The sequence below is a fragment of the Cupriavidus sp. H19C3 genome (genome assembly GCF_049393815.1).
In the GTDB taxonomy this organism is placed as follows: domain Bacteria; phylum Pseudomonadota; class Gammaproteobacteria; order Burkholderiales; family Burkholderiaceae; genus Cupriavidus.
Map to the genome: position 1 here is coordinate 1,028,477 of NZ_CP184985.1, position 14,836 is coordinate 1,043,312.

The 14,836-nt window shown below is 67.2% G+C and carries 11 protein-coding genes; 6 read left to right on the plus strand and 5 right to left on the minus strand.

Features of this window, described 5'->3' with window-relative positions:
- Positions 1 to 226: 226 nt before the first annotated feature.
- From mfd to DFLDMN_RS04665, 6 genes are all read left to right on the plus strand, one after another.
- Positions 227 to 3,694, plus strand: a complete 3,468-nt coding sequence (gene mfd, locus DFLDMN_RS04640) for a transcription-repair coupling factor (RefSeq protein WP_423197319.1) — start codon at positions 227 to 229, stop codon at positions 3,692 to 3,694.
- A gap of 126 nt (positions 3,695 to 3,820) precedes the next feature.
- Complete coding sequence (gene argE / locus DFLDMN_RS04645) at positions 3,821 to 5,020, plus strand: acetylornithine deacetylase (RefSeq protein WP_423197320.1); 1,200 nt, start codon at positions 3,821 to 3,823, stop codon at positions 5,018 to 5,020.
- 86 nt (positions 5,021 to 5,106) lie between these two features.
- Positions 5,107 to 5,961 (plus strand): phosphoserine phosphatase SerB, encoded by an 855-nt coding sequence (gene serB, locus DFLDMN_RS04650; protein ID WP_423197321.1) that lies wholly within the window; start codon positions 5,107 to 5,109, stop codon positions 5,959 to 5,961.
- A gap of 128 nt (positions 5,962 to 6,089) precedes the next feature.
- On the plus strand, positions 6,090 to 6,521 hold the full coding sequence (locus DFLDMN_RS04655) for a hypothetical protein (protein ID WP_423197322.1): 432 nt from the start codon (positions 6,090 to 6,092) through the stop codon (positions 6,519 to 6,521).
- Positions 6,518 to 6,814, plus strand: a complete 297-nt coding sequence (locus DFLDMN_RS04660) for a hypothetical protein (protein WP_423197323.1) — start codon at positions 6,518 to 6,520, stop codon at positions 6,812 to 6,814. Before DFLDMN_RS04655 ends, DFLDMN_RS04660 begins: the two co-directional genes overlap by 4 nt.
- Before the next feature lie 10 nt (positions 6,815 to 6,824).
- A complete protein-coding gene (locus tag DFLDMN_RS04665) occupies positions 6,825 to 8,570 on the plus strand; it encodes a PepSY-associated TM helix domain-containing protein (protein WP_423197324.1) in 1,746 nt (581 codons plus the stop codon).
- 165 nt (positions 8,571 to 8,735) lie between these two features.
- Here the strand turns inward: DFLDMN_RS04665 and DFLDMN_RS04670 are convergent, their stop codons facing one another.
- The 5 genes from DFLDMN_RS04670 to phaR form a co-directional block, all read right to left on the minus strand.
- A complete protein-coding gene (locus DFLDMN_RS04670) occupies positions 8,736 to 9,911 on the minus strand; it encodes a cystathionine beta-lyase (RefSeq protein WP_423198316.1) in 1,176 nt (391 codons plus the stop codon).
- Between the two features lie 244 nt (positions 9,912 to 10,155).
- A complete protein-coding gene (locus tag DFLDMN_RS04675; protein ID WP_423197325.1) occupies positions 10,156 to 10,917 on the minus strand; it encodes a hypothetical protein in 762 nt (253 codons plus the stop codon).
- A gap of 40 nt (positions 10,918 to 10,957) precedes the next feature.
- The gene (gene bktB / locus DFLDMN_RS04680) at positions 10,958 to 12,142 is read right to left on the minus strand and encodes a beta-ketothiolase BktB (RefSeq protein WP_423197326.1); all 1,185 of its coding nucleotides are present in this window, start codon (positions 12,140 to 12,142) and stop codon (positions 10,958 to 10,960) included.
- Positions 12,143 to 12,285: 143 nt separating this feature from the next.
- Positions 12,286 to 13,656, minus strand: coding sequence for a 30S ribosomal protein S12 methylthiotransferase RimO (gene rimO / locus DFLDMN_RS04685; protein ID WP_423197327.1), 1,371 nt, complete (start codon positions 13,654 to 13,656; stop codon positions 12,286 to 12,288).
- A gap of 317 nt (positions 13,657 to 13,973) precedes the next feature.
- Positions 13,974 to 14,525, minus strand: a complete 552-nt coding sequence (gene phaR / locus DFLDMN_RS04690) for a polyhydroxyalkanoate synthesis repressor PhaR (RefSeq protein WP_423197328.1) — start codon at positions 14,523 to 14,525, stop codon at positions 13,974 to 13,976.
- Between the last annotated feature and the right edge of the window lie 311 nt (positions 14,526 to 14,836).

The window sequence follows — 14,836 nt, forward strand, 5'->3', positions numbered from 1 at the left end:
ACGGTCAGGCTGGAATGTCAAGATCGTTGAGCGGCCGGCAAGGCGGCCGGTCCGCATTCTATAATACGGCCCTTGCTTGCCGCCATGTTGGCGTCCAGGCGCGCCCTTCCGCCTGCCCCGGTTGCGCCGGTTTGCGCCGGTTTGCGCCTGTTGCTCCGACCGCCCCACCCGCACTGCCCCCAGCACTGCCGGCGGGGTGTCGTCGTTTCGTATCGTCCCGTTGCCAATGCCTGACACCAACGATCCGCTTTCGCTTCACCGCCTGCCGTTCCTCCAACTGCCGCTGGTCAAACCCGGCCAGCGCCATGTCATGCCCGGCCTGACCGGCTCGTCCGATGCGCTGCTGGTGGCCGCCTACATGCGTGCGCATCGCGCGCAGGTGCCGATGCTCGCGGTGGTCTGTGCCAATGCCACCGACGCGCAGCGGCTGGCGGAAGAAATCCCGTGGTTCGCGCCCGAGCTGCGCGTGCGCCTGCTGCCCGACTGGGAAACCCTGCCGTACGACAGTTTCTCGCCGCACCAGGACCTGGTCTCGGAACGTCTGGCCACGCTGCACGATATCCAGGGCGGCCAGTGCGACATCATGCTGGTGCCCGCATCCACCGCGCTGTACCGCCTGGCGCCGCCATCGTTCCTGGCGGCCTATACTTTCTTCTTCAAGCAGGGCGAACGGCTCGACGAGGCCGCGCTGCGCGCGCAGTTCACGCTGGCCGGCTACGAGCATGTGAGCGCGGTGATGCGGCCCGGCGAATACAGCGTGCGCGGCGGCCTGATCGACCTCTACCCGATGGGCTCGGCGCTGCCGTACCGGATCGACCTGTTCGGCGACGAGATCGAGACCATCCGGGCCTTCGACCCCGATTCGCAGCGCAGCCTCTATCCGGTCAAGGAAGTGCGGCTGCTGCCGGGCCGCGAGTTTCCGCTCGACGAGGCCGCGCGTACCGCCTTTCGCGGCCGCTGGCGCGAGGTGTTCGAAGGCGATCCGACCAAATCGCCGATTTACAAGGACATCGGCAACGGCGTGCCGTCGGCCGGTATCGAGTACTACCTGCCGCTGTTCTTCGAGGCCAGCGCCACCGTGTTCGACTATCTGCCCGCGGGTACGCAGCTCGCATTTGCCGGCAATGTCGACGAAGCGATCCGCCGTTTCTGGGCCGATACCACACAGCGCTACACCTTCATGCGGCATGACCGCGAACGGCCGCTGCTGCCGCCCGCGCAACTGTTCCTGTCCGAGGAGCAGTTCTTTATCGGCGCCAAGCCGCTCGCGCGCCTGGTGTTGCCGCACGACGCGCCACCGGCCGAGACGCCTGCGTTCGCCACCGCGCTACCCGATGTCTCGGTCAACCGCCGGGCCGACGACCCGCTCGTCAACCTCGAAGCGCTGCTGCTGAACAAGACCAGGCGCGTGCTGATGTGCGCGGACTCGGCCGGCCGCCGCGAAACGCTGCTGCAGATGTTTGCCGAAAGCGGGCTGCGCCCCCAGCCGGTGGAGGACTTTGCCGCGTTCCTCGCCGGCGACGCGCATTTCTCGATCGCGGTGGCGCCGCTGCAGAGCGGCTTCGCACTGCCGGCAGGCGCGCTTGCCTTCGTCACCGAGGCCGAGCTCTATGCCGGCACCGCGCGCCGCGCCGGCCGCCGCAAGCAGGAGCAGGCCAGCGCCGTCGATTCGATGGTGCGCGACCTCGCCGAGCTCAAGATCGGCGATCCGGTGGTCCATAGCGAGCACGGCATCGGTCGCTACCAGGGTCTGGTCACGCTCGACATGGGCAATGGCGACGAGGAATTCCTGCACCTCGACTACGACAAGGGTGCCAAGCTGTACGTACCGGTGCACCAGCTGCACGTGATCTCGCGCTATTCGGGCGCCGATCCCGAGACCGCCCCGCTCCATCACCTCGGCTCGGGCCAGTGGGACAAGGCCAAGCGCCGGGCCGCACAGCAGATCCGCGATACCGCGGCCGAGCTGCTCAACCTGTATGCGCGCCGCGCCGCGCGCGAGGGCTTTGCGTTTCCGCTCTCGCCCAAGGACTACGAGGCCTTTGCCGAAAGCTTCGGCTTTGAGGAAACCCCGGACCAGGCCGCCGCCATCGCCGCCGTGATCGCCGATATGACCTCGGGCAAGCCGATGGACCGGCTGGTGTGCGGCGACGTCGGCTTCGGCAAGACCGAGGTGGCACTGCGCGCGGCCTTCGTGGCCGTGCTGGGCGGCAAGCAGGTGGCCATGCTGGCACCCACCACGCTGCTCGCCGAGCAGCATTTCCAGACGCTCTCCGACCGCTTTGCCGAATGGCCGGTGCGTATCGTCGAGCTGTCGCGCTTCAAGACGAAGAAGGAGATCGACGCCGCCATCCGCCAGATCAACGAAGGCAGTGTCGATATCGTGATCGGCACCCACAAGCTGCTCTCCGACGAGGTCAAGTTCCAGCGGCTGGGGCTGGTGATCATCGACGAAGAACACCGCTTCGGCGTGCGGCAGAAAGAAGCGCTGAAGACGCTGCGCGCGGAGGTCGACGTGCTGACGCTGACCGCGACCCCCATCCCGCGTACGCTCGGCATGGCGCTCGAAGGCCTGCGCGACTTCTCGGTGATCGCCACCGCGCCGCAGAAGCGGCTGGCGATCAAGACCTTCGTGCGGCGCGAGGAAGATGGCGTGATCCGCGAGGCCATCCTGCGCGAGCTCAAGCGCGGCGGCCAGGTCTACTTCCTCCACAACGAGGTGGAGACCATCGAGAACAAGCGTGCGCGCCTGGCCGAGCTGGTGCCCGAGGCGCGCATCGCGGTGGCGCACGGGCAGATGCACGAGCGCGAGCTGGAACGCGTGATGCGCGACTTTGTCTCGCGCCGCGACAATATCCTGCTGTGCACCACGATCATCGAGACCGGCATCGACGTGCCGACCGCCAACACCATCCTGATCCATCGCGCCGACAAGTTCGGCCTGGCGCAGCTCCACCAGTTGCGCGGCCGCGTGGGCCGTTCGCACCACCAGGCCTATGCCTATCTGCTGGTGCACGATGTCGACGGCCTGACCAAGCAGGCGCAGCGCCGGCTGGAGGCCATCCAGCAGATGGAGGAACTGGGCTCGGGCTTCTACCTGGCGATGCACGACCTGGAAATCCGCGGCGCGGGCGAGGTGCTCGGCGACAAGCAGTCCGGCGAGATCCACGAGATCGGCTTCCAGCTCTACACGGACATGCTCAACGCGGCCGTCAAGGCGCTCAAGGCGGGCAAGGAGCCCGACCTGATGGCGCCGCTGGCCGCGACCACCGAGATCAACCTCGGCACCCCGGCGCTGCTGCCCAACGACTATTGCGCGGATGTGCACGAGCGCCTGTCGCTCTACAAGCGCCTGGCCAACTGCGAGACCGCCGAGCGCGTCGACGATATCCAGGAAGAACTGATCGACCGCTTCGGCCGGCTGCCCGCCCAGGCCCAGGCGCTGGTGGAAACGCACCGCCTGCGCATTGCCGCGGCGCCGCTCGGCGTGCGCAAGATCGACGCCGGCGAGGCGAGCATCAGCGTGCAGTTCGTGCCCAACCCGCCGATCGACGCGATTCGCATCATCGACCTCGTGCAAAAGAACCGGCATATCAAGCTGGCCGGGCAGGATAAGCTGCGTATCGAGGCCAAGATGCCGGACGTGGCGGTGCGCGCGCAGACCATCAAGCAGACGCTGCGCCAGCTGGCCTAGAATTTGCACACCAACCGCACACGAACCGATTACACCCGTACCGATTACACCCCGAACCCTTACCTCCGACGCCAACAGGCAGACCGCGCCATGCACGCAGACTCTCCAGCCGCCCCCTCGCCTTCGATGCCATCTTCGTCCCGCGCCGCCCCGGACGACGCGCGCGGTAGCGCGCTGCACTGGACGCAGCGCCTGGTGTCGTTCGACACCACCTCGCGCCACTCCAACCTCGGCCTGATCGAGGCCGTGCGCGACCACTTCCTGGCCCGTGGCCTCAAGCCGCATCTGAGCTACAACCCGCAGGGCAACAAGGCCAATCTGTTCGTGACGGTGCCGGCCGCCGATGGCGCCACCGATGGCGGCATCGTGCTGTCGGGCCATACCGACGTGGTGCCGGTCGACGGGCAACACTGGACCAGCGATCCGTTCCAGCCCGTGATTCGCGATGGCAAGCTGTACGGACGCGGCACCTGCGACATGAAAGGCTTTATCGGCACCAGCCTGGCGCTGCTGCCCACCGTGCTGGACGCGCGGCTGCGCGAGCCGGTGCACTACGCGCTGTCGTTCGACGAGGAGGTCGGCTGCATGGGCGCGCCCTATATGCTGGCCGAGTTGCGCGAGCGCGGCGTGCGTCCCGCCGGCTGCATCGTCGGCGAGCCGACCAGCATGCGCACCATCGTCGCGCACAAGGGCATCAACGCGTACCGCTGCTGCGTCAAGGGACACGCCGCGCATTCGTCGCTGACCCCGCGCGGCGTCAATGCCATCGAGTACGCGGCGCGGCTGATCTGCTTCATCCGCGATATCGCCGACGAGCTCAAGGCCAACGGCCCGTACGACCAGGCTTTCGACGTGCCGTTCACCACGGCCTCGACCGGCACCATCAACGGCGGCATCGCCATCAACACGATCCCTGCGTTGTGCGAGTTCATGTTCGAATTCCGCAATCTGCCGGGCGTCGATCCCAGGCCGATCATCGCGCGCATCCAGGCCTATGCCGGCGATGTGCTCCTGCCGCGCATGCGCGCCGAGCATGCCGACGCGGACCTCGTGATCACCGAGCTGGCCACCGCGCCCGCGCTCGATGCGGCCGAGCAGGAGGCCATCACGCAACTGGTGCGCGCGCTCACCGCCGACCGCAATATCAACAAGGTGGCCTACGCCACCGAGGCCGGCCTGTTCCAGCGCGCGGGCATTCCCACCGTGGTGTGCGGCCCGGGCGATATCGAGCACGCGCACAAGCCGGACGAGTTTGTCGCACTCGACCAGCTCGAAGCCTGCGAGCGCTTCCTGCACAAGGTGGTGGACAGCCTGCGGATGTCGTGAAGGGCCTGGGCGCCGCGACGATGCGGCGCCCCGCTGCCGCTACAATAGCGCCTTCGATTCGACGCCCCTCCCGCGAAGTCCCCGCCATGCCCCTGATTCTGCAGAGCCTCAGCCCGCTGTCCACCGCCGATCTCGACGCCATTCGCCCGCTTGCCGGCGCCTCCGCGCTGGTGCCGCGCTCGGCCACCGTGGCCGAGGCCGAGACCTGTGCGCCGCTGTCGCCGGCGCTGCACGAAGCACTCGATGCGTACTGCATGCCGCGCGCGATCGACTGGGCCGTGGTGCCGTCCGGACGTCGCCTGTCGGACTTCCGCCTGGTGGCCATGGATATGGACTCGACGCTGATCACGATCGAGTGCATCGACGAGATCGCCGATTTCTGCGGCCTCAAGGCCGAGGTTTCCGCCATTACCGAAGCCGCCATGCGCGGCGAGATCACCGATTTCAACGAAAGCCTGCGCCGGCGCGTGGCGCTGCTCAAGGGCCTCGACGCCTCCGTGCTGGACCGCGTCTATGCCGAGCGCCTGCGCCTCTCGCCGGGCGCCGAGCGCATGCTCGCGGGCGTGCAGGCGCTGGGCCTGCGCACGCTGCTGGTGTCGGGTGGGTTTATCCATTTCACCGAGCAGCTCAAGCCACGCCTGAAGCTCGATTTCACACGCGCCAATACGCTCGAGATCGTCGATGGCAAGCTGACCGGCAACGTGGTCGGCGAGATCGTCAACGCGGACGTCAAGGCACGGACCGTGCAGGAAGCCTGTGCGCGCATCGGCGCCGACCCGGCGCAGGCCATCGTGATGGGCGATGGCTCCAACGACCTCAAGATGATGGCCATCGCGGGCCTGTCGGTCGCGTTCCGCGCCAAGCCGATCGTGCGCGCTCAGGCGAGCGTGGCATTCAACCATGTGGGCCTCGATGGCCTGCTGGAGCTGTTTCCGCACTGAGCCCCGCAAGCGTCGCCCTCGGGGGCGCGCTTTATTACAAATGTGTCGTATTCCATTGATTTTCTTGTGAAATCAAATGCGAATCATTATTATTCGAACTTCCGTTACTGACGAATGACCGGATGTTCATGCAAGGCATTGCCGTCCTGCTTGGCCTCGTCGCTGCCGCCTGCCTGTATCTGGCGGCGCCAAACCAGGTACTGATTCCCCCCGCGCGCCTGCCGCTGGCGCCGCGCGTGCTCGGCTGGCTCGGGCTGGCGCTCACCGTCGCCTCCGCATGGATCATGAGCGTGGCCGAAAGCTGGGGCGTGGCCATTGCCGCCGCGCTCGTCACGCTGACCTGCAGCCTGTCGCTGTGGCCGTTTCTCGGCACCTGGGCGCACCAGCGCCGCGGCGCCCGCCACCCTCGCGGCAGCAGGGGGGCTAGCGACCACAAGAATGTCGCCGACAGCGACGAAGATAGTGCCGGCGATAGTGCCGACGACAGCGCCGAGGACAGCGCCGACAACAGCGCCGACAACCGCGCCGACAACTCCCTCACCCCCCGGAGCTGCACATGATCGGTACCAAATGGCTCGCCGGCGCGCTGCTGGGCCTGCCGCTCGCACTGGCGCTATGCACGCTCGCCATCCTGTGGTTACCGGGCGGCTGGGAACGCGGCCTCGTGGTCGCCATCCTGTTGTGCCTGCCGGTATGGGTGGCCATCATCAGCCTCAGCCTGCTGTTTGGCAGTAGTCGCGCCGCATGGCTCTGGCTGGCCGCCGCCAACCTGGCCTGCTTCGGCATCCTGTGGGCGCTGCGCGCATGGCAGGCAATGCCGCCCGCGCTGGCGCCCGCGTCGCTTGGATCGTGAGGACCGCGTCATGACACCCAATACCCTTCGCCGCTACCAGACGCTGCATACCTGGGTCGGCCTGATGGCCGGCTGGGCGCTGTTCATCGCCTTCTTTGCCGGCGCCATCACGGTGTTCCACCACGAGATCCACGTCTGGCAGAACCCCGATCGCCTCGTCGGCCGCCATGCCGCCGCAGTGGGGATGGCAGACCCCGAGGTGGCGGGCCCCGAGGTGGACGCCTTCGTGCAAAAGCTGGTGGCGGTGCATCCCGATGCCGCCAACAGCGTCTACGTCGGACTGCCGAGCAAGGAAGAGCCGGACTTCAATGCTTATTGGCAGGACGCCGCCGGAGCCTGGCACCATATCAACGGCGCACGTCTCGATGGCGATGCGGCCGCGCAGCAACAAATCTCGCTCGACGGTGTGACCGGCGAGCTATCGGCCTTCCTCAACGCCCTGCACTACTCGCTCGGACTCGATACCGGCGGCATGTACTTCATGGGCGCGATCTCGGTGCTCTACGGCCTGGCCCTGGTCTCGGGCGTGCTGCTGCATCTGCCGCGGCTGCGCAGGGACCTGTTCGCGGTGCGGCCGGGCCGCAACCTCAAGCGCTTCTGGATGGACGCGCACAACGTGATCGGCCTGTTCAGCCTGCCCTTCCATCTGATCTTCGCGGTCACCGGCGCGCTGTTCTGCCTGTCGATGCTGCTGGTAACGGTGCTCAACCTGCTGACCTTCGACGGCAAGCTGATGGAGCGCATTCCGGGCGTGATCGGCGCCGCGCCCGAGGTGATCGCCGCCAACCGGCCGGCACCCACGCTGCCTGCCGCGGAATTGCTGCGCATCGCCCGCGCCCACGGTGGCGCGCATTTCACGCCCGAGGCGATTCGCTACCAGCGCTATGGCGACGCCAACGCGGTGGTGGAAGTACGTGGCGACAGCGCGCGTGCGCTGGGCAACGCCGGCGCCATCGGCATCCATGCCGCCGCCGGCGAACCCGATGCAGGCCAGTTGATCGCCAATCAGACGCCGGGCGCACGCGATGGCAACCATGCGCTCTACAGCGCGCTGTACGCATTGCACTACGGCAGCTATGGCGATCTTGCGGTGCGCCTGGTCTATCTGCTCGCGGGCCTGGCCGGGGCCTTCCTGTTCTACTCGGGCAATCTGCTGTGGATCGAATCGCGCCGCAAGACGCGCCAGGCGGACCAGCCGCGTGTGCACCGCCTGCTGGCGCAGGCCACGGTTGGCGTATGCATCGGCTGCTGCATCGGCGTGGCGCTGTGCTTTCCGGCCGCGCTGTTGTGGCCCGAGCGCGCCGTCAGCCTTGTGTACTGGCCCGTGTTTTTTGCGGCCATCGGCTGGGCGCTGGTGCGGCCGCCGGTCCGCGCCGCGATCGAACTGCTCTATGCGGCCGCGCTTGCCTCGCTTACGGTGCCGCTCTCCAATGCCATCCTGACCGGCGACAACCTGTTTGCCGCCGCGCTCGGCGGCCACTGGGCCGTGGCCGGCTTCGATCTCGGCGCAATCGCGCTGGCGGTGGGATATGTGGCGCTGGCGCGCGCCACGCAACGGCGCGCCCGTGGCGGCCCTGCCGAATCGGTGTGGGCGCTGCGGACGGCGCAGCGCGCATCGGCTGCGGCCAGTGCCACCGCGAGTGCCACCGCCAGTCGCGCAGGCGGTGAGGCGGGCAGCGCCGCCGGCAGCAACGCCGAGGGCGCGTCGCCCGCGATGCACGGCAAAGCGTCCCAGGCGACGTTCGGGACGAACTAGGGACTCCACGGGACGAACCAGGGGCACCGCGGGACGAACTGGCACCCGGCGTTATCCCTGGCGTTACCCCTAGCGCTATCCCTAGCGCTATCCCTGGCGCTATCCCTGGCGCTATCCCTGGCGCTATCCCTGGCGTTATCCCCGGCGCCATTCAAGCCAGCCGTATCAGGCCAGCGTGGCTTCCAGCGCCTGCTTGAGATCGGCGATCAGGTCGCGCGTATCCTCAAGCCCGATATAGAGCCGCACCAGTTCGCCGGCATGCTCCCAGCCCGCGGGCGGCCAGGTGCCCGACGCGCGCATGGTCTGCACGTGATACGGCACGGCAAGGCTATGCGCACCGCCCCACGACCAGCCGATCGCAAACAGCCGCAGCGCCTCGACAAAGGCGTCGACCTGCGCGCGCGAGTAGCGGTCATGCAGGATGATCGAGAATAGTCCGCTCGCGCCGGTGAAGTCGCGCCGCCATTCGGTATGGCCAGGACATTCCGGCAAGGCGGGATGCAGCACGCGCGTGACCTCCGGCCGTTGCATCAGCCATTCGGCGATCTCGCGCGCGGCCCGGTCATGCGCGGCCAGCCGCACCGGCAGGCTCTGCAGCCCACGCAGCACCAGGAAGCAGTCGTCGGCCGATACGCCCCATCCCATCACCATGCGCGTGCGGCGCAGCCGGTCGTGCAGTTCGGCGTCGCGCGTGATGACGGCGCCCATCAGCACGTCGCTGCCGCCCGACTGGTATTTGGTCAAGGCCTGTACCGAAATATCGATGCCCTTGTCGAACGGCTGGAAATACACGCCCGCCGACCACGTATTGTCGATCGCGGTCACCACGCCGCGCGCGCGCGCGGCCGCGACGATGCCCTCCACATCGGGCACCTCCATCGTCACCGAGCCTGGCGCTTCCAGCCAGATCAGTCTGGTGTTGGACTGGATCATCGACGCGATGCCGGCGCCGATCATGGGATGGTAATAACGCACCGAAATGCCATAGTCGCGCGCCAGCCATTCGGCATGGTCGCGGTTGGGGCCGTAGACGTTATCGGGAATCAGCACATCGTCGCCGCTCTTGAGCAGCGCAAAGTCCACCAGTGAAATCGCGCCCATGCCCGACGGCAGCAGCAGCGTCTGCTTGCCGCCCTCGATCAGCGCAAGGTGCTGGCACAGCGCTTCGCTCGTCGGCGTGGCGTGCAGGCCGTAGCGCCAGTAGGTCTTGGTGGGATCGCCATAGGCGCGCAACTCCTCGAGGTTGCGGAACACCACGGTGGAACCCCGATAGGTGGCGTGCGAGAACGAGGCAAAGCCCGGCGCGATATCGAGCGCGGGCTGCACGGCGACGGTCTGCAGATAATGCGGGCGCTGCGCCGGCGCATCCTGCGGAAGCGCGGCCGCGGGCCTGGAAGTGCTATTGCTGTTGGCGTGATCGGACACGGTGATATTCCTTGCAATCGGGCGCAAGTGATCGAACCACTTGCACCGATGACGATAAACGGAAGATCGTCCGAGCTTACCAGCAAATGCCGGGCTGTCCACACTATCCGCGCCCACGCACCCATAGCAATGGGGCTCGCGCCGACGCCGGAACGTGGCTTCAATATCCCGAGATCGAGGACCTCGGCGGCGCCGGCGGCGCGTAGGTGACACCGCTCGAGGGCCGCATGTCGAAGGGAGGTATCACGAGGTAGCCGTAGCCGCCCGGACCGCCATGTCCGCCATGTCCGCCGTGGCCACCATGGCCGCCATGGCCAACGATCGCGGGTCCGCCGCCCACGACCGGCCCGCCACCCACGACGGGACCGCCCGGTCCACCCGGTCCAAACTGAGGCCGGATCATGAACGGGAGCACGATGGCGGGATCGAACGCGTCGGTCCAGGTGCCGCGCACCACCCCCTGGTTGTCGATCTGCCCTTCCCAGTTGCCCGATACGCGCGTGCCGTCGTCGGACTCCTCCATCAGGAAGCTGCCGTTGTCCCACTCGCCGGAAAGCAGGCGCACGCCCTTGGCATCGCCGCGCGTGTATTCGCCCTGCAGGCTGTCGCGCGTATCGGTCTTGCGGCCGATGCGGAGCCTGACCGGCTTGTCGCCGACCGTGCCCACATAGACCGGCAGTTGCGCGTACTCGGGCCGGGGCGCGAGCGGCCCCACCGGGCCGCTCGACAGCGCGCTGCCGCGCCTGGCCTCCCCGGCACGGATCGCTTCGTTGATGCCGAGCGCTCCGCCGTTGCCGGTCGAGAGCGTGGTGCCATCGGCTGCGTGGGCTTGCGGTAACCCGAACGCCCCCAGGGCGGCCAGGGTGGCCAGAGTGGCCATGGCGGCGGCAAGACGCGGCAGGGTCGGAGACAGGCGCAACACGATCAACCTCGCAGAAAAGGAATGCGCCGCCAGTGTACCGTCAGATCCGCTCGAAGATCGCGGCGATACCCTGGCCACCCCCGATGCACATCGTCACCAGCGCATGGCGGCCCTGGATCCGTTGCAGTTCGTGCACGGCCTTGACGGTAATCAGCGCGCCCGTGGCGCCAATCGGATGGCCCAGCGAGATCCCGGACCCGTTCGGATTGACCTTGGCCGGATCGAGGCCAAGCACCTTGGTCACGGCGCACGCCTGCGCGGCAAACGCCTCGTTGGCCTCGATCACGTCCAGATCCCGGACCGACAGGCCGGCCCGCTCGAGCGCCATGCGCGTGGCCGGCACCGGACCGATGCCCATGGTCCTGGGATCGACGCCGGCATGGCCATACGACACCAGGCGCGCCAGCGGCCTGAGCCCGCGGCGCTCCGCCTCGGCACGCTCCATCAGCACCACGGCGGCGGCGGCATCGTTGAGGCCCGACGCATTGCCGGCCGTGACGGTGCCGTTTTCGCGCACGAAGACCGGCTTGAGTCGGGTCATGTCCTCGATGGTCGCATCGTGACGCACGTGCTCGTCGGTATCGAACACCACCTCGCCCTTGCGCGTCTTGAGCGTGACCGGAACGATCTGGTCCTTGAAATAGCCGGCGCGAATGGCAGCCGATGCCCGGCGGTGCGACTCCAGCGCGGTTTCGTCCTGCTGGCCGCGCGAGATATCGTGCTCTTTGGCGACGTTCTCGGCGGTCACGCCCATATGGATATTGTGGAACGGGTCGTGCAGCGCGCCCAGCATCATGTCGAGCAGCTTGGCATCGCCCATGCGCGCCCCCCAGCGCGCCGCCGGCGCCAGGTACGGCGCGCGGCTCATGCTCTCCGCGCCGCCCCCGATGGCGACCTCGGCGTCGCCGAGCAGGATCGACTGCGCCGCGCTGACGATCGCCTGCAGGCCCGAGCCACACAGCCGGTTCAGCGTCAGCGCCGGGGTATGAATCGACACGCCCCCCTCCACCGCCGCCACGCGTGCCAGGTACATATCCTTGGGCTCGGTATGGATCACGTTGCCGAATACCACGTGGCCCACATCGTCGCCGCTTACCTGCGCGCGGGCCAGCGCCTCGCGCACCACCAGCGCGCCGAGCTCGGTCGGCGCCATGTCCTTGAGGCTGCCGCCAAAGGTCCCGATCGCGGTCCGAACGCCGCTTACCACCACCACTTCACGCGTCATGTCTGTCTCCATGATTGATGTTGCGGTGCACAGTATAGTCCCGGCGGGCGGCAGCGAACGACCGTACTTTTACCTAATCGTCCTACAAGTTCGTGGGATTCTTAAGATGGCCGTGCGTGGCGGACGGCCATTCGGGCCAGCGCTTATTGCACCTCGCCCCACAGGTCGTGACCATCGGCGCCGGTGATCTTCACCGACACGAAATCGCCCACGCGGTAGCGCTGGGCAGGCGTGGCGGCGGGGTCGACATAGACCAGCCCATCGATCTCGGGCGCGTCCGCCGACGAGCGGCCGATGCCGCCGTCCTGGTTGACGTCGTCGATCAGCACGCGCAGGGTCTGGCCGACCTTGCGTTGCAGCCGGCGCGCCGACACCTCCTCGGCCACTTCCATGAAGCGCGCGCGGCGCTCCTCGCGCACCTCGTCGGGCAGCGCGCCGGGCAGGTCGTTGGCGGTGGCGCCGTCCACCGGCGAATAGGCGAAGCAGCCCACACGGTCGAGTTCGGCCTCGGCGATAAAGTCGAGCAGCGTCTGGAACTCGGCCTCGGTCTCCCCCGGAAAGCCGGCGATAAACGTGCTGCGGATGGTCAGATCCGGGCACACCTCGCGCCAGGCGCGAATGCGGTCCATGGTCTTCTCTGCGTTGGCCGGCCGCTTCATGCGGCGCAGCACGTCGGGGTGCGCATGCTGCAGCGGCACGTCGAGGTACGGCAGCACATGGCCCTGGTTCATCAGCGGGATGATCTCGTCCACATGCGGGTACGGGTAGACGTAGTGCAGGCGCACCCACGCGCCGTATTGCGCGGCCAGCTCGCCGAGCGCGGCCACCAGCTCGGTCATGCGCGTCTTGAGCGGACGGCCGTTCCAGAACCCGGTGCGGTATTTCACGTCGACGCCATAGGCGCTCGTATCCTGCGAGATCACGAGCAGTTCCTTGACCCCGGCCTTGAACAGGTTCTCGGCCTCGAGCATGACCTCGGCCACCGGACGCGATACCAGGTCGCCGCGCATCGACGGAATGATGCAGAACGAGCAGCGGTGATTGCAGCCTTCGGAAATCTTCAGGTAGGCATAGTGCTTGGGCGTCAGCTTGATGCCCGCCGCCGGCACCAGATCGGTAAACGGGTCGTGCGGCTTGGGCAGGTGCGTGTGCACCGCCTGCATGACCTCGCCCAGCGCATGGGGGCCAGTCACGGCCAGCACCTTGGGATGGACCGACGAGACGATGTCGTGCCCGGCCGCATCCTTCTTGGCGCCCAGGCAGCCCGTCACGATCACCTTGCCGTTCTCGGTCAGCGCTTCGCCGATCGCGTCGAGGCTCTCCTGCACCGCCTCGTCGATAAAGCCGCAGGTATTGACGACCACGAGGTCCGCGCCGTCGTAGGTGCCGCTGATCGCGTAGCCCTCGGCGCGCAGCTGGGTAATGATCTGCTCGGAATCCACAAGGGCCTTGGGACAGCCAAGTGAGACGAAGCCGACTTTCGGCGTGGAGGACAGATTCGATTCAGACGACATGGGGCACCGCGCTATGCGTATTGGGGTATCGGGGGTATCGGGAAAGCGTGCGCGTGTCGGACCGTCCCCGGTGACGCCGCGCTGGGCTTATGGCCTGTCGGCGAGCCTGCCGGGCGCCGTTGCCATGAAAGTGCGCGATTTTACCCCGAAGTCGCGGGTGACTCCCGGCCGCGCAGCGATGTGCCCCGCCAAGGCCCCGCTGGCCCCGGTTCCTACCCATTGGCGCTGGCTGCGAGCCAGCTGCGCCGGTCAGCGCCGGCGGTTGCCCCGGACAGCGCGCGCCCGGCGCGGTCGTCGGCGCAACGCCGGGGCGCGCGTTACTTCTTGTCGGGCTGGTTGAACGGAAAGCTGCCGAACATGTTCTTGGCCTGATTCTGCATCTGCTCCTGCATCTGCACGAACAGGTTCTTGCTCTGCTCGATGTAGTTGCTCATCATGCCCTGCATCATCGGGCCCTGCATGTTCATGAACTGCGACCACATGTCCGGGCTGAACGCCTCGCCCGAATACAGGCCCTTGGAATTCTCGGCCAGCTTGTTCTGGATATCGATGAAGGCCTGGATGTTCTTCTCGAGATAGGTCCCCATCATGCCCTGCATGGCGTGACCGTAGAAACGGATGATCTGCGAGAGCATCGCGCTCGAGAACATCGGCACGCCGCCGGTTTCTTCTTCCAGGATGATCTGCAGCAGGATGCTGCGCGTAAGTTCCTCGCCGGACTTGGCGTCCACCACCTTGAAGTCCTCGGTATCCATGACCAGCTGCTTGACGTCGGCAAGCGTGATGTAGGTGCTGGTCTGCGTATCGTAGAGCCGGCGATTGGGGTACTTCTTGATCAGTCGCTCTGCGCCTTTCTTTGTCGTGGCCATCGGTGCTCTATCCTTTGTCGTCGCTGATGCCGGGTGGCCGGCCATCGCTGATTTCCGCTGCTGCACCGCACTGCATGCGGTGCGCAACGGCGTCCGCCTGGGCGGGCATGCGACCGGCATGACGCAGAGGCATTACGTTGGGATGGACCTTGGACCCGACTGGACTGCGCTCCGCCTTGTTTTGGTGCCGGTTGCGCCGCTGCTCTGATTCTATGCTCAAGAAAGCACTATGGAAAGCCGGCACAGTTAAGGAAAACCCGCAGCAAATCGTGCGAATCCGCACGTTGCGGACGGGCTTCCGGGGCGGCCCG